General features: G+C 72.0%; 9 protein-coding genes. 1 reads left to right on the top strand and 8 read right to left on the bottom strand.

Going from position 1 to position 15,631, the window contains the following annotated elements:
* Positions 1–79 precede the first annotated feature (79 nt).
* The gene (gene panD / locus WME73_RS05230; RefSeq protein ID WP_437297999.1) at positions 80–469 is read left to right on the top strand and encodes an aspartate 1-decarboxylase; all 390 of its coding nucleotides are present in this window, start codon (positions 80–82) and stop codon (positions 467–469) included.
* Positions 470–515: 46 nt separating this feature from the next.
* Here the strand turns inward: panD and WME73_RS05225 are convergent, their stop codons facing one another.
* The 8 genes from WME73_RS05225 to WME73_RS05190 all read right to left on the bottom strand — a co-directional run bounded on the left by WME73_RS05225 (position 516) and on the right by WME73_RS05190 (position 15,428).
* On the bottom strand, positions 516–2,168 hold the full coding sequence (locus WME73_RS05225) for a hypothetical protein (protein ID WP_437914945.1): 1,653 nt from the start codon (positions 2,166–2,168) through the stop codon (positions 516–518).
* Positions 2,169–2,176: 8 nt separating this feature from the next.
* Positions 2,177–4,600: an alkaline phosphatase PhoX gene (locus tag WME73_RS05220; RefSeq protein ID WP_437914944.1), complete on the bottom strand. Its 2,424-nt coding sequence runs from the start codon at positions 4,598–4,600 to the stop codon at positions 2,177–2,179.
* Between the two features lie 224 nt (positions 4,601–4,824).
* Positions 4,825–5,028, bottom strand: coding sequence for a hypothetical protein (locus WME73_RS05215; protein ID WP_437297996.1), 204 nt, complete (start codon positions 5,026–5,028; stop codon positions 4,825–4,827).
* A gap of 155 nt (positions 5,029–5,183) precedes the next feature.
* On the bottom strand, positions 5,184–7,634 hold the full coding sequence (locus WME73_RS05210; protein WP_437914943.1) for a sodium-translocating pyrophosphatase: 2,451 nt from the start codon (positions 7,632–7,634) through the stop codon (positions 5,184–5,186).
* A gap of 472 nt (positions 7,635–8,106) precedes the next feature.
* Positions 8,107–9,858: a serine/threonine-protein kinase gene (locus WME73_RS05205; protein WP_012233567.1), complete on the bottom strand. Its 1,752-nt coding sequence runs from the start codon at positions 9,856–9,858 to the stop codon at positions 8,107–8,109.
* A gap of 57 nt (positions 9,859–9,915) precedes the next feature.
* On the bottom strand, positions 9,916–12,579 hold the full coding sequence (locus tag WME73_RS05200) for an ATP-binding protein (RefSeq protein WP_437744414.1): 2,664 nt from the start codon (positions 12,577–12,579) through the stop codon (positions 9,916–9,918).
* A 78-nt stretch (positions 12,580–12,657) separates the two neighbouring features.
* The gene (locus WME73_RS05195; protein WP_437744413.1) at positions 12,658–13,362 is read right to left on the bottom strand and encodes a DNA-directed RNA polymerase; all 705 of its coding nucleotides are present in this window, start codon (positions 13,360–13,362) and stop codon (positions 12,658–12,660) included.
* A 161-nt stretch (positions 13,363–13,523) separates the two neighbouring features.
* Positions 13,524–15,428, bottom strand: coding sequence for a hybrid sensor histidine kinase/response regulator (locus tag WME73_RS05190; RefSeq protein ID WP_437744412.1), 1,905 nt, complete (start codon positions 15,426–15,428; stop codon positions 13,524–13,526).
* Between the last annotated feature and the right edge of the window lie 203 nt (positions 15,429–15,631).

Genomic DNA, 15,631 nt, shown 5'->3' with positions numbered 1-15,631 from the left:
TCGCCCGCGGGCCTGCGGGCGCGCTCGACCGGGCGCGCGCGCCGCCGTCCCTGGCCGGGAAGGGCAGAGGGCATCACGCATGAACCGACGGATGTTCAAGAGCAAGATCCACCGCGCGACCGTGACCCACGCGGATCTGCACTACGAGGGCAGCGTCACGATCGACGCCGACCTCCTGGAGGCCGCGGACATCTTGCCGTACGAGGCGGTCGACATCTGGAACGTGACGCGCGGCTCCCGGCTGACCACGTATGCGCTCGCGGGGGCGCGCGGCTCGGGCGTCGTGTGCATCAACGGCGCGGCGGCGCACCTCAATCAGCCGGGCGACCTCGTGATCATCGCGACGTTCGCGGACATGGACGACGCCGAGGCGCGGCGGCACACGCCGCGCGTGCTCCGCGTCGACGGGCGCAACCGGCCGCTCGCCGACCAGCCGCCCGAGACGCCGGGCCCGCTCGCGCCCAACTGAGCGCGCCCCCCAGGCGCCGAGGCCTCTCCGGGCCGCCGCCTGGGCCTCACCAGGCGAGGTGGACCCGCCCGTCGAGGTACACGCGCTGCGCCTCGCCGAGGCCCGTCGACTCGCCCTCCACGACGCGCAGGATCCCCGTCGCGGGCCCGAGCGCCACATCCCGCCCCGCCTCGAAGCGCTGCATCCGGACCAGGGCGCGGTAGGCCTTGTCCAGCAGGAGGGCCCGCTCGCGCGACGGCGCGACGAGGTACGCGAGATCGCGGTCGCCGCCGGGCGCGCCGCGCCGCACCTCGGCCTCATCGAGCGCGCCGCCCGGGAAGAAGCGGGCGAGCATCTCCGCGTTCCCGCGGTAGTCGTCGGCCCCGCGCGCGCGGCGCAGGTAGGTCAGCACCTCCGGCTCCGCGTGGCCGGCCTGCGGCACGTCGGGCATGCCGCGCAGGTCCTGGTGCCGCCAGCCGGCCGCGCCGGGCACCTTGCGCGCCAGCGAGAAGGTGTGATCCACCGTCACCCCGACCGCGCCGTGGCAGCCCATGCACGCCCGGTGCTCCTCCGCGGTCTGCAGCCGCAGCCGGCCCTGCTCGTCCTCGATGAACGCCTGGATCTGCCAGCCGAACGCGTTGCGCAGGCCGACCTCGGGCCCGCCCGGGTGGAACGGCGGCTGCCCCTCGTCCTTCTCCTCCGCCTCGCGCTCGTACGCGCGCGCGATCGCCCAGTCGTCCGGCTCGTCGACCTTGCGCGCGTAGCGCAGCTCCTTCATCCGCGCGGCGAGCAGCGCCGGGCGATCCGGGTCGAGGTACCGCACCGAGTGCAGGAGCTCCGCCCCGCGCGGGTAGAGCCACGCCCGCACCGGGACGCCGGCCGCCCCGCCAGCGTACCGCGCGGGCAGGCGGACGACGCGCGTCACCGCGGGCTCGAGCGCGCCGTCGCCGTCGAGATCGAAGCCGGCGAGGAGCTCGCTCACCGGCTCCACCTTCCGCCCGGCGGCCGCGTCGGCGGGCCCGGCCGCGCCCTCCCTCGGCAGGGGCGACGGCGACGCGATCGCCGCCTCGAGCAGCGCGAGGTTCAGCTTGTACACCTCGCGCGAGGGCGCGCCCGAGGCGTCCTCGCGGAACGCGGCCGGCAGCCGGAGGAACACGTCGCCGGCGCTGCCGTTCGTGGGCCAGAAGCTCCCGGGGAACGGCTTGTAGCGGACCGCGCGGAAGCCGCTCCCGTCGCGCGCGAAGCCCTCCTCGTCGAGCCCGGCGCCGAGGTCGAGATCCGGCACGTAGCCCGGGTAATCCCGGCGCGCGGCGAGCGCCTCGCGCAGCGGCGCGTAGTTGTCCTCCCGGATGTACCCGAGGATCTCCGCGTCGCTCGTCCGGGCGGCGGCGGCCGAGAGGTCCTCGAGCAGGTTCGTCCAGGGGTTCTTCCGGGCCGCGTCCGAGAAGCTGTACTCGCGCTGGAGCTCGTGATCGGCGAGCGTGTTCGGGCCGATCCCGATCGTGTGGCACGTCCAGCAGCCGTTCGCGCCGCTGGCCGTGGTCGCGTAACACATCGGCGGGATCGACGCCTCGGGGTTGCCCGCGCGCCCGGCGCGCGCGGCCGCGGTGGCGAGCGGGTCGTAGCCGCCCCCGCCACAGCGCGCGCCCGCGGCGAGGACGGCGGACACCGCCGCGAAGACCAGGGGCGCGGACAGCAGGCGCGCGCGGCGGGCGGGCATCGAGGGGATCACTCGGGCAGGAAGGTGACCGCGATGACGCTCGACAGGGAGGCGTCGCCCTTCGGCCAGGTGCTGTAGGCGTTCTCGCCGGGGTGCTGCACCGACATGAAGATCGTGCCCATGTCGGGCGTGAACGACGGGCCGGTCGCCTCCGCGTCGCTCGGCAGCCCCACGACGCGGAACGCCTTGCCGAAGCTCGGCTGGGTCACGCCCGGCTGGCCCGCGCGGTGGGCAGGGTCGAGATCGAGGTAGTAGAAGGCGTCCGCGTGCGAGGCCACGCCGAAGTTGCCGTCGGTGCCGAACCACACGCCGCCATCGCGGTCGAGGAGCAGGTTGTCCGGGCAGGAGGCGTCGAAGTCGCCCTGCCCCTTCGAGCCGTGCCACACCTCGAAGTACAGGAATTCGATCGACGCGCCCGGGTTCGCGGGGTCGGACTCCTCCAGGGCGAAGATCGAGCCCACGGCGTCCGCGCGCTTCGGGGACTGGGTCGCGTGGGTCGCCGGATCGAAGACCGCGCCGTCCTGATCGAGCGACGTCTGCCCCGTGTGGTTGGTGAACGCCACGTAGAGGCGCGGCGTGCCGCTCGGGTCGCGCGGGTTCCACTCGATGTCCTCGGGCCGGTTCAGCTCCATGATCCCGACCTTGTTGCTCGCCGTGAACAGCGCGCGCCAGACGTCGTAATCCGTCGGGAAGCCGCCGATCCGGTTCCAGCTCACGTCGCGCAGCGCGTCGCCGACCGTCCTGGCCGGGTCGCCGAGCGCTGCCGCGTTCGGCGCGATGGCGGCGCTGTCGACGGAGAGCTCGATCCACTGCCCCGTGCCCGGGGCCGCCTCGGTCGGGGCCGCGTGGGTCGCGACCAGGGTGTTGCCTGTCGTGTTGTCGAGCCCGGCCATGTGCGCCGCGTAGAGCTTGCCCTCGTCGAGCAGCGCGCGGATCGCCGCCCGCGTCATCCCGGCCGTGTAGTTGCCGCTGGTCACGTACTTGTAGATGCGGCCGCCTCGGCGATCGTCGGTCCCGTAGACCACGATCGGCCGGCCGGGCACGAGCCTCCACGCGTCGTCGACAGCGAACGTCGCGGCCTCCCAGCGGGCGCGGCCCATGAAGCCGAACTTCTTGTGGCCCGTGCCCGGCTGCGTCTTGCCGTCGTACTCGCCAGCGGGCTGCCCCGGGTCGATCTCGGTGAGATACCCGTAATGGTCGCGCGGCTGCCGGCCGTTCGGATCGGAGATGCGCCCGAACTCCGCGCTGGTGCTCGCCTCGAAGACAGGGCTCACCGGCGCGCCCGGGTCGAAGCCCCGGCCGGTGAGGAACCGCTGATCGCCCGACCAGCTCGCCTCGAGATCACCGTAGTAGTCCTGCACGTTCTCCTCGGCGGTGATCACCGTGCCCCACGGCGTCTGCCCGCCGGCGCAGTCGCCCATGATGCCGGCCACGAGCCCGCCCGCGAGCGCCGCGCCGGTCGTGTCGTCGTGGCCCGGACTCGAGAGCTCGTGCCCCGCGAGGCGGCTCAGCGTCTTGCTCGTCGCGTCGTAGCGGACGGCGGTCGCGCTCCGGTCGACCGACCATGCGCCCGTCGCCGGGTCCTGCACGGTCCGGAGCCAGGAGCCGCCGACCTCCTTCTTTTCCCAGCGGATATAGGTGTCGACGTCCGCCTGCGACCAGACGTTGGACTCGACATCATTCGTGAGGACGCCGAGCTTGCGCAGGTGCCGGGCCAGCGTGAGGTGCTGCCCGGTCGGCGCGGAGCTGACCGTCGGGCTTCGCCCGGAGACGTACTCGTGGTTGACCCAGAGCCACCCGGCGGTGGCGGAGCCGTTCCACTGCGGCGCGTCGCCCGCGGTGGCGGCCCACCCTTCGCCGAAGAACGCGGTGTAGTCGTTGTTGGCGCCGAAGCGAGGCGCCTCCGGCGCGGTGCTGAAGGTCAGCGGATCGAGCCAGGTCACCACGATGTCGGAGCGCACGCCGGCGAGGGCACGGATGGTGTCGGTCGCGGCCGCGCGGAGCGGGAACTGCTCGCCCTCGGGCAAGGTGCCGGTGGCGAACAGCGCGACGCGCTCCCTCACGTAGTCCCCGAGGTTCGCAGCGCTGCTCCACACCGGCGCGTCCTCGCCGGGCGCCCCGGGCTCGCCAGGCGCTCCGGGCTCACCAGGCGCTCCGGGCTCACCGGGCGCTCCGGGCTCCCCTGGCGCCCCGGGCGCACCCGGCTCCCCTGGCGCCCCGGGCTCCCCAGGCGCACCGGGCGCCCCGGGCTCCCCCTGCTCACCGGGCTCTCCCTGCTCACCGTTCGCGCCGTCCTTGCCCGGTGCGCCCTGTTCACCGGGCGCCCCGGGCGCGCCCTTCGCGCCATCCTCGCCGCAACCGCTCCCGATCGCGGCAAGACCGCCTGCGAGCACCAGAAGCAACGCCGTCCTCAGGGTCCGCCTCGTCATCATTTCCTCGTCTCCGCCGGGTAATGGCCGCAGACGATGCCTGGCGACGGTGGCGCCCCAATGCCCCTCACGCGACGAGTTGTTGTCAGAGATCGCCTGACCCTCGATCGGGCGTGTCATGAGCACCGCACGACCGGCGGCCACGCGCCGGGGCCACGGCGAAGATGCCCTCAGATGACCAGCGGAGCCGCGTTGCTCGTCATGACCGCGCGGCCGTCGTCGCTGCGCTACTCGTCATCTTCGTCGGGGACGACGACGTCTTGACCGAAGCGAGCGCGCGCCTCGAGCAGCTCCCTGTCCGAGATCCAGGTGCGCTCGCAGCCGAGGAGCGGCTCTACCTGATAGACGTCCTTGCGCTGCTCGCCGTGTCCGTCTTCGAGGACCCGGACTACCTCGTGATGGAGGCCGCAGGTGGGGCAGAGCGCTCGCATGAAGGGTCACTATAGTGCGGGCACGCTGGGCGCAAGGCCCCTCCCCCCGCGCGCCGTCGACCGCGGAGCGGCGTCGGGCGGCGGGGGAGGTCAGCGCGTGAACGAGGGGAGCGCCAGGGCGCGGGGAGCGCCGAGCGCGAGAGGAGACGCCTGGCTCAGGCCGTGGCGCGGGCGCCGGCAGCGGCGGTCGTCTTCTCGTCCGACTTGATCCGCATCCCGTAGAAGGAGCGGTACACGAACACCGTCGAGAGCACGAAGAAGATGCCCGCGAGCACGAGGCTCGTCCCGCGGTCGATCTCGATCGCCAGCTCGACCGCGAGGAGGCCGAACAGCGTCGTGAACTTGATGATGGGGTTCATCGCGACGGACGAGGTGTCCTTGAAGGGGTCGCCCACGGTGTCGCCGACGACCGTCGCCGCGTGGAGCGGCGTGCCCTTCTCCTTCAGCTCCACCTCGACGAGCTTCTTCGCGTTGTCCCAGGCGCCGCCGGCGTTCGCCATGAAGATCGCCTGATAGAGCCCGAAGAGCGCGATGCTGATGAGGTAGCCGATGAAGAAGAACGGCTCGAGGCAGGCGAACGCGAGCGTCGAGAAGAAGACGCCGAGGAAGATGTTGAACATCCCCCGCTGCGCGTACTGCGTGCAGATCTCGACCACCTTCTTGCTGTCGGTGATCGAGGCCTTCTCCACGCCCTCGAGGCGGATGTTCGCCTTGATGAACTCGACCGCGCGGTAGGCGCCTGTCGAGACCGCCTGGGTCGACGCGCCGGTGAACCAGTAGATGACCGCGCCGCCCGTCACGAGGCCGAGCAGGAACGGCGGGTGGAGCAGCGAGAGCTTGTCCACGTTCGTCGTCAGCTTGCTCGTGAGCACGACGATGATCGAGAAGATGAGCGTCGTCGCGCCGACGACCGCCGTCCCGATGAGCACCGGCTTGGCCGTCGCCTTGAAGGTGTTGCCCGCGCCGTCGTTCTCCTCGAGGAAATGCTTCGCCTTGTCGAAGTTCGGGGTGAAGCCGAAATCCTTCTTGAGCTCGGCCTCGACGTTCGGGACGCTCTCGATGAGCGAGAGCTCGTAGACCGACTGCGCGTTGTCGGTCACAGGGCCGTAGGAGTCGACCGCGATGGTCACCGGGCCCATGCCGAGGAAGCCGAACGCCACGAGGCCGAAGGCGAAGACGCTCTCGGCGATCATGAGCTGCCCGAGGCCCTGGGCGGAGAAGAAGTACGAGATGGCCATCAGCACGACGAGGACGATGCCCATCCAGTACGCGCTGAAATTGCCGGCCGTCAGGCCCGAGAGCACGTTCAGCGAGGCGCCGCCCTCGCGCGACGCGGTCACGACCTCGCGGACGTGGCCCGACTCGGTCGAGGTGAAGATCTTGGTCATCTCCGGGATGATGGCGCCCGCCAGGGTGCCGCAGGTGATGATCGACGAGAGCTTCCACCAGAGCGTCGTGTCGCCCCCGATGTTCGGGATCATGAACGCCGAGACGGCGTAGGTGAGCGCGACCGACACGAGCGAGGTCAGCCAGACGAGGCGCGTCAGGGGGGCCTCGAAGTTCATCTTGTCGGCGTCGGCGTAGGACGCCTTCGCGATCGCCTCGTTGAGGAGGTACGAGCCGATGCTCGCGAGGACCATCACGATGCGCATCACGAAGATCCAGACGAGCAGCTGGACCTGGACGGCGGCGTCGGGGACGGCGAGGAGGATGAACGAGATGAGCGCGACGCCGGTCACGCCGTAGGTCTCGAAGCCGTCAGCGCTCGGGCCGACCGAGTCGCCGGCGTTGTCGCCGGTGCAGTCGGCGATGACGCCCGGGTTGCGCGCGTCGTCTTCCTTGATGTTGAAGACGATCTTCATCAGGTCCGAGCCGATGTCGGCGATCTTCGTGAAGATGCCGCCCGCGATGCGGAGCGCGGAGGCGCCGAGCGACTCGCCGATGGCGAAGCCGATGAAGCACGGGCCGGCGTAGTCGGCGGGGATGAAGAGCAGGATCACCAGCATGAGCATGAGCTCGGTGCTGATGAGGACGGCGCCGATGCTCATCCCGGCCTTGAGCGGGATCGCGTACGTCGGGAACGGCTTGCCCTTGAGGCTCGCGAACGCGGCGCGCGAGTTCGCGAACGTGTTGATGCGCATGCCGAACCAGGCGACGCCGCAGCTGCCGGCGATGCCGACCAGGCTGGCCAGCAGGATGACCACGACCTTCGTGGCCTCCATGTGGCGCAGCACGCCGAAGTAGAGAACCATGACCGCGCCGATCAGGATCTCGAGCAGCAGGATGAACTTGAACTGCGTGACCAGGTACGTCTTGCAGGTCTCGTAGATGAGCTCCGAGATCTCCCGCATCGCGCGGTGGACCGGGAGTTTGTTCAGCTGCGAGTAGATGACGAGCCCGAACGCGAACCCGAGCGCGCAGACGCCGATGCCGCCCATGAGGAGCGTGCGGCCGTCGATGCCACCGAAGGACTGGGTGCTTAGGTCGGGGAGGATGAGATCGGATTCACTGGCGCTGGCGAGCCCGCCGCTGAGCAGCAGGGCGAGCGCAGCGAGCCCGGCCAGCAGCGGTGCGAGCCAGGCCTTTTGGGACCGGAGAACGTTCATGGACGGTGTGCCTCCATCGCAAAATCAGAGGCAGAGGACGGCGCCATCGCCGCCCGCTGCTTCGTGGTTCCGAGGGGTTGGCCGCCTGCGTAAAGGGGAAGGGGACCGGCGCGCTGCCGGAGTGGCTCTTGCTCTAACGCCGACGCTTCAGCACAGCCTCGTCCCTCGACGACCGGAGGGTGTCGGAGTGCCCAGAGCTGCCAGGCATGCCTCCACCGTGACCGGACCCCCGAGGCGCGCGCTAGCTACCATGCACCCGAGACGCCGTCGAGAGGGCGCGGTGCGCGCCCACGACGAGAAGGCCTGTCAGCGGCGCGACGTCAGGAGATGACGTAGGGAGATTACGTACGATGGTGAAAGAAAGAAGCGCGCACGACCGAACGCTGTCACACGCTGTCGCGTTCGGTCGCATTCAGCTGCGCTCGGACGCTTTCAGCTGCGCTCGATCGCGTTCAGCTGTCTTCGTCCGTGTTCAGTTGCGCTCGGTCGCGTTGTTCAGCCGCCGATCCGAGCCGGAGAGCCGCTGATCCGAGCCCGAGTCCGCGCCAGGGCTGGCGTGGGACGTGAGGAGCTCCGCCACGAGATCCCGACACTCCGGCTTGTTGCGGAGGTGGCTCAGCAGCAGGTTGGAGGCCTCGCTGAACGATTTCTCGTAGGCGAGCCCCTCGCGCGTGCGCGCCGCGACGCGCTCGCGCCCCTGCGCCAGGTCCTCCTCCAGGGCCTCGGCGTAGCGGGCGAGCTGGGCGCGGAGCTCGTCGATCTGGCGGCGCAGGTCGCGCGCGTTCGCCTCGCGCGTGTTCTTCTTGTGCTCGTAACGCCCGAGCTGCTCGCGCTTCGCCTGCGCGGTCGCGCCGGCCGCGCCCGCGCGCTCGTAGATGAGCGGATCGTGGTTGCCCTGGCGGGCCGCCCCGTCCGCCAGCTGGCGCGCGGACAGCGCGAGCTTCTCGGCGGCGGCGAGCTCGACGCGGACCTTCTCGACGTCCTCGCCGTCGGCCATCGCCTCGCGCATCACGCGCGACTCCTCGTGCGCGAGCTCCTCGACCTTGCGGCCGATCTCGGCGCGCAGCGCGCGGCCGCGGCGCTCGAGCGCCTCGAGCTTGCGGGTGAGGCTCGCGACCTCGCCCTCGAGCTTGTTGGCGCGCGCGGCGAGGTCCCAGGCCTGCGCAAGGCCGTTCTGGACCTCCTGCGGCACCTGCCCGGACGGGTAGGCGCGGGAGACCATGCGCGAGAACAGGGCCGCCCGGCTCGCCCACTCGATGACGCCGGCGCTCTGCGGCGGCGGCGGCGGCGGCGGCACCGGCACGCCGTCGCTCCCCTCGACCTCCCACGCGTGGGCCGGGAGCCCGCGCTGGAGCGCCTTCAGCTCCTCCTGGAGGTGGTGGGCGTCGCGGTAGCGCTTGCGGATGTCCTTCTCGAGCAGGCGCAGCACGATCGCCTCGCCCTGCGCGTGCGCGTCGGGGCGGATCGAGCGGGGCCGCGGCGGCGCGTGGGTCCGCTGCATCTCGAGGAGCGTGTCGCGGTCGTTCGCGCGGAAGGGGAGCTGCCCGGTCAGCATCTCGAAGAAGAGCACGCCGAGCGCGTAGAGGTCGGACTGCGCCGTCGCCTCCTCGCCGCGCGCCTGCTCGGGCGACATGTACTCGGGCGTCCCGAAGACCGCGCCCTTCGGGGCGAGGCGCGGGTCGCGCGCGATGGCGGCGAGGCCGAAGTCGAGGATCTTGACGAAATCCTTCCGGCCGCCGCGGTGGGTGAGCAGGATGTTGTCGCTCTTCAGGTCGCGGTGCACGACGCCGAGGTCGTGGGCGCGCGCGAGAGCCGCGCACATCTGCTCGAGGATGTCCACCGATCGCGCGATCGGCATCGGGCCGCGCGCGAGCTCCGCCGAGAGCGGCGTGCCGACGAGGTACTCCATGACGAGATAGAGCTCGCCCTCCTCGGTCTCGCCGATGTCGTGGATATCGATGATGTGGGCGTGATCAACGCGGTTTGCGGCGCGCGCCTCGCGCAGCATCCACGCGCGGAGGTGGGTCTCTCCGCGGAGATCGGGCCGGATGAGCTTCAGGGCGACGACCCGGTCGATCAGCACGTGGCGAGCGCGATAAACGACGCCCATGCCGCCTTCGCCAAGCCGTGCCTCGAGCCGGTACCTGCCGGCCACGACCTTCCCGATCAACGGATCGGTGCTCGAAGCCTTGGGACCTGCCGGTCGCTGAATCGCGCGCTCCATGGTGCCTTCGTTTCTCCTCAGCGCTCCCCAGAAGAGCCGTTCTCGTCTCTCAGGGCCCTATTGCGCTGTGCGGTGAGTCGGATCGCTCGCTGAACGTATCCGGTTTGAAACAGCCGGTCTACGGGCCCGCGGTCGGGTTGCGATGAATATCGTGCGAGCTCCGTGTGGAGGTGGGGTGGGAGACCGGCGCCGATGACGCGCTCGTCTCGTCGAGCCAAGCCGCGCGTTAGGCCGAGCGGGCGGGCTCGCCTCCGCGGACGGCCGTTCGGGCGGGCTCGCCTCCGTGGACGGCCGTGCGGGAGGAGGGGTATCGCCTTGCGGACGGGCGCTCGCCGGGCGAGGATCGAGGGGCAGGCGACAGACGAAGCGCGCGCCGTGGACCGAGGCCGGCGCTCCGCGGCGCGGGTGTCCGCCGCGGCCGCCGTCGCCATCTTCTTCTTCTGGTTCTGGTTCTGGCGCGAGGGCCAGCGTGCCGCCGTGCCGCCGGACGATCTCGGTCGAGATCGACAGCCCGAGGCCGGTCCCCTGCCCTCGCGGCTTCGTGGTGAAGAACGGATCGAAGATGCGCTGGGCGAGGTCCGCCGGAACGCCGGGCCCGCTGTCCGAGATCGCGACGGCCGCCATGTCCTCGTCGACCCAGGTCTCGATGCAGATCGCCGGCTCGCCGGGCGCACGCGGCGCCGCGCCCCCGCCGGAGGTCCCCTCCTCTGCCGGCGCGGCGGGCGCCGGCGGCGCCTCGAGCGCCTGGATGGCGTTGACGAGGAGGTTCATGAACACCTGGTTGATCTCGCCGCCCCTGCAGGTGACGGGCGGCAGCTCGCCGTAGCGCCGGATCACCTCGATGCGCGCCTGCCGGAGCCGCGGGCCGAGCAGGAGCAGCGTCTCCTCGAGCCCGGCGTGCAGATCGACCGGCAGCGGCTCGCCCGAGACGCGCGAGAAGCTCTTCAGGTTGGTGACGATGCGGACGCTGCGCTCGACCGCGCGGTGGACGAGGGTCGAGATGCCGGCGAGATCGTCGAGCGCCGCCTCGGTCTGGAGCCGCTCGCGGAGCGCCTCGAGCGCGCGGCGGCGCTCGCCCGGGAGATCGCGCTCCGCCTCGCGGTACGCGTCGAGGACGGCGCGGAGCTCCGCGGCGCGCTCCTCGATCGGCTGGGCGGCGCCGGCGATGGCGTTCAGCGGGTTGTAGATCTCGTGCGCCACGCCGGCCACGAGCTCGCCGATGGAGGCGAGCCGCTCGCCCTGGATGAGCGCGGCCTGCGTCCGCTTCAGCTCGGACAGGGCGCGCGTGAGCTCGGCGGTGCGCGCGGCGACGTTCTCCTCGAGGCCGGCGCGCTCGGCCTCGAGCTCGGCGATCGTCCGGGACAGCGCCTGCCGCATGCGCTCGACGCTCTCGCCGAGGCCCACGACCTCCTTCGGCCCTGACAGCCGCGGCACGGCGGCGTCGAGCTCGCCGCGCGCGACCTCGTCGGCGGCGCGGGCGAGCTGTGCCATCGGCCGGGAGAGCTCGCGCGCCGCCCGCGCGACGACGCCGAGGGCGGCGAGGACGAGGAGGGACAGCGAGGCGAAGAGCGCGGTGATCGCGTTGAAGTCCTCGTCGAACGACGAGCCGGTGGCGAGCGCGCGGTAGAGGCCGATCGACGAGAAGAGCGAGAGGAGCCCCGTGAACAGGAGGGGCAGCCCGAAGTCGCGCAGCATGCGCCGCCGGAGGGGCGTCGGGGGCGCGCCGCCGTGCTCGGGCGCGCCCGTCCAGGCGCGCAGGAGGTCCACCGCGCGGGCGACCGAGTCCTTGTGCCAGGCGCGCTGGTAGAACGAGACGCCGAAGGCGAAGAGCGCGCCGAAGCCGAGCTGCATGAGCGCGTCGGCGACGCTGGAGGTGGCGCCGACGCGCACGTAGGCCATGCCGATCGCGGTGCACCCGAGCCACAGCGCGAAGTTCAAGGAGGCGAGCACGTCGGGGAGCCGCTCGGCGCGGGCGAGGCCACGGCCGAGCAGGGCGCGGGCGCCGGAAGGGCCGGCCGCGAGGGCGGCCAGGATCGGGCGCGTGGCGGGGCGCACGGCGAGCGTGAAGCCGAGGGTGCCCGAGAGGGCGAGGAGGGGGACGACCTCGAACCACGCCTGGAACACGACCTGGCTCTGGGTGCGGAGGAACGCGACGCAGAAGAGCAGCATGACGTGCCCGCCGACGATGCCCGCGGTCGCCGCCGACTCCGCGAGCCTCGGCCGGAGCGCCGCGGCGAGGGCGCGCGCCGAGGCGGCGTCTCCGGCGCCGCCCTCGACGGCGCCTTCGCGGAGCAGGGCGCGGTAGATCGCGCGGCGCATGCCGCCCGCCATGACGCCGAAGGCGACCGCGGTCACCAGGAGGCCGAGCCACGACGGCGGCGTCGCGCGGCCGATCCCGAGCGGCCCTGGCCAGGAGGGGGGCACGGTCGGGGCGCCTCGGAACGCGAGCGGCAAGACCGCGAGCGGCCACGAGAGGGTGCGGATCGCCGCCGCGACGGCGAAGCCGCGGTCGCCGCGGCGGGTGAGCGCGCCCGAGAACGCGGCCGAGGCGGCCAGGGAGGCGAGCAGGAGGATCGCCGGCCACGGCGTGGTGAGGGCGGCGGGGACGACGGCGGAGAGGAACAGGAGCGCCGAGAACAGCTCCCATCCGGTCGCGACGAGCTCTGCGCGGACGCGCGGGGCGCGGAGCGCGGCGGGCGGGGGCGGCGGCGGCGTGGTCACGAGGCGAGCGGCATGGAAGCGCAGGGCGCGCGCCCTCGCAACGGCGCCCCGGCCCGCGGCGGGGCGCGCCTCCGCGCGTCAGCGGGCGGGGAGGCGCACGCCCGGGAGGACGGTGCGCCGCTCGACGACCTCCTCGAGCGCGTCGGCGTCGATCAGGAGGTGGGCCCGCAGGCTGTCCTCGATCGCCGAGAACACCTTGCCCTGGTAACGGATCTCGCGGCCGGGCCCGGCCGCGAGCCAGTAGTTGCCGCCGGGGCCGCTGCCGTCGCCGGAGGCGCTCGGGCTGGCCAGGAGCGGCTCCGCGTTGCCGGGGAACGGATCGGGCGGGGTCGCGAAGCCCGGGAACGACGGCGCGGGCGGCGCGGGCGGGGCGGGTGCGAAGAGCTCGGGGCCTGCGGAGAACGTGAGCGACGCGCCGGGCTCGAAGCTCACCGACAGGGCGCCGCCGCGAGCGGCGACCACCACGCCGGGCGTGCGCTCCTCGACGACGACCTCCTCGATGACCTTCCCGGAGACGAGCAGGAGCTTGTGGCTGCTCGTCACCTGCGAGCTCTCGGCCGTGAGCTCGCGGCGCAGCGCGATCGGGTGCGAAACGTAAAATTGCAGGTTCTTCACGTCGCTGTCGCTCAGGTCGCGCTGCACCCGGAGCTCGTGCGTGAACGGGACGAGGCGGGGGCCGCAGCCCAGGAGGAGGAGCGAAAGGAGCGCCAGGAAGAGCGGGGCGGACGCCGTGGACAGGCGCCAGCGCGCCGCGGCGTGGGTCGGGTGGACGGAGAACGGCATGGAAGCCCTCGTTGAGGAGGCCCCGGCGAGATCGCCGCGGCGCACCTCTTCGCAACGGGGCGGCCGGGCGCAGCTTACAGCGAGCCGCCCGCCGCGAGGGTGCCTGGCGACGCAACGGCGGAGTCGCCGCCGCCTCCGGGGCGCGCGACGGGATGAGGCGCTCAGCCGGCTCCAGGACGATTGGCGATGTCCGCCAGGTGCTGTTTCAGCACCTCCGCGCGGATCGGCTTGACCAGGTGCACGTCGAACCCGGCCTCCCGGGTCATGCGGCGGTCCGATTCCTGGCCGTAACCGGTCATCGCGAACAGCGATAGGCCCGCGAGGCCGGGAGTGCGACGCAGCGCGCGCGCGACGTCAATCCCTGTCATGCCCGGCATGCCGATATCGAGCAGCACGACGTCGGGCTGGAGCTGCGCCGCGAGCTCGAGCGCTGAAGGGCCGTCGAACACGGCGTGCACGTCGTTGCCCATGCGCTTGAGCAGCAGCGCCATGCTCTCGGCCGAGTCGTGGTTGTCGTCGACGACGAGGATGCGCAGCTTGCGCCCGGCCTTCGTTGCGGGCGCGCCCACCGTCGGCGGCGCGAGGGGGCGCGTCAGCCGCGGCAATCGCACGATGAACTCGCTGCCGCGGCCGGGCCCCTCGCTGAGCGCCTGGACCGTCCCGCCGTGCAGCTCGACAAGCCGGCGCACGATCGTCAATCCGAGGCCCAGCCCGCCCTCGACGCGATCGAGGCCGCGATCCCCCTGCGTGAACAGATCGAACACCTGCGGCAGCAGCTCGGGCGATATCCCCACGCCGTTGTCGCGGATACGGAGGATCGCGTGCGCGTCGTCCGCCTCCACGGTGACCCGGATCGAGCCGCGCGGCAGCGTGAACTTCGCCGCGTTGTGCAGCAGGTTGCTCACCACCTGCGTGAGCCGCGCCAGGTCGCCCGGGACGATGGCGAGCGGCTCGGCGGGCAGCTGCAGCTCCAGGGTCTGCTCGCGCGCGTCGATCCAGGTCCGGGACGCTTCCGCCGCGCGCGTCACCACGTCGGCGAGGTCGATCCGCTTGGACTCCAGGGCGATCTTGCCGCGCGTGATGCGGCTCACGTCGAGCAGGTCGTCGACGAGCCGCACGAGCTGACCGAGCTGCCGTTCCATCAGGCCGGCTGCCCAGACGACCTGGGCGTTGCCCTGGCCTTCGAGCTTGAGGACGCTTGTCGCGTTGGCGATCGGCGCCAGCGGATTGCGCAGCTCGTGCGCCAGCATCGCCACGAATTCCTCCATCTGGCGCGCGTTGGACTCCATCTGCTCCAGGCGCTTGCGCTCGCTCAGGTCGCGCGTGATCTTGGAGAAGCCGCGCAGCTCGCCGCCCGGGCCACGGATGGCCGTGACGAGGACGCTCGCCCAGAACATCGAGCCGTCCTTGCGCACGCGCCAGCCTTCGTCCTCGAAGCTGCCTTCGCGCCGCGCGGCGGCGAGCACCATCTCTGGCCGGCCGCGCTCGATCGCCTCGGCCGGATAGAAGCGCGAGAAATGCGTGCCGATCACCTCTCGCGCGGAATATCCCTTGATCCGCTCCGCGCCGGCGTTCCACATGGTCACCCTGCCCTCGGGGTCGAGCATGAAGATGGCGTAATCCTTCACGCCTTCGACCAGCGTGCGGAAGCGCTCCTCGCTCTGCCGCAGCGACTCTTCCTGGCGCTTGCGCTCGCTCAGGTCGCGCGTGATCTTGGAGAAGCCGCGCAGCTCGCCGTCGGGGCCGTGGAGGGCCGTGATGATGACGTTCGCCCAGAACATCGAGCCGTCCTTGCGAACGCGCCAGCCTTCGTCCTCGAAGCGGCCCACGCGCCGCGCTTCGGCGAGCTCTGTCTGTGGCCACCTCCGCTCGATCGCCTCGGCCGGATAGAAGCGCGAGAAGTGCGAGCCGATCACCTCTCGCGCGGAGTATCCTTTGATCTGCTCGGCGCCGGCGTTCCACGTGATCACGCGCCCCTCGGTGTCCAGCATGAAGATGGCGTAGTCCTTCACCCCTTCGACCAGCGTGCGGAATTGCAGATCGGCGCCGAGCCCCGTCGGATCCATGCGGCACAGCCTACAGCATGGGTACACGTTTGCCACGCGGCGAGGCTCTCCGTTCCCGTCCTGCTCTCCGCGTCTGCGAGCGGTCATCGTGGCGGCCGGCAGCGGCGAGTGACGAGCACAGCAATTGCCGCGTGGGCCGGCGTCGAGGGCGCCCGCCAGCGGCCGCGCAGGGCCACGGCTACCCGCCGGAGCGGTTCGAGACT

Origin of the sequence: Sorangium sp. So ce302, from assembly GCF_051530145.1 — a bacterium.
Classification (GTDB): domain Bacteria; phylum Myxococcota_A; class Polyangia; order Polyangiales; family Polyangiaceae; genus Sorangium; species Sorangium cellulosum_B.
The sequence above is the reverse complement of the archived record's forward strand: the minus strand, read 5'-3'. Positions and strand labels throughout refer to the sequence as shown.

Coding starts and splice junctions, on each gene's coding strand:
- WME73_RS05210 (WP_437914943.1), bottom strand. CDS start 7,634: ATGAACGTTCTCCGGTCCCAAAAGGCCTGGCTCGCACCGCTGCTGGCC.
- WME73_RS05190 (WP_437744412.1), bottom strand. CDS start 15,428: ATGGATCCGACGGGGCTCGGCGCCGATCTGCAATTCCGCACGCTGGTC.
- panD (WP_437297999.1), top strand. CDS start 80: ATGAACCGACGGATGTTCAAGAGCAAGATCCACCGCGCGACCGTGACC.
- WME73_RS05205 (WP_012233567.1), bottom strand. CDS start 9,858: ATGGAGCGCGCGATTCAGCGACCGGCAGGTCCCAAGGCTTCGAGCACC.
- WME73_RS05215 (WP_437297996.1), bottom strand. CDS start 5,028: ATGCGAGCGCTCTGCCCCACCTGCGGCCTCCATCACGAGGTAGTCCGG.
- WME73_RS05195 (WP_437744413.1), bottom strand. CDS start 13,362: ATGCCGTTCTCCGTCCACCCGACCCACGCCGCGGCGCGCTGGCGCCTG.
- WME73_RS05225 (WP_437914945.1), bottom strand. CDS start 2,168: ATGCCCGCCCGCCGCGCGCGCCTGCTGTCCGCGCCCCTGGTCTTCGCG.
- WME73_RS05220 (WP_437914944.1), bottom strand. CDS start 4,600: ATGATGACGAGGCGGACCCTGAGGACGGCGTTGCTTCTGGTGCTCGCA.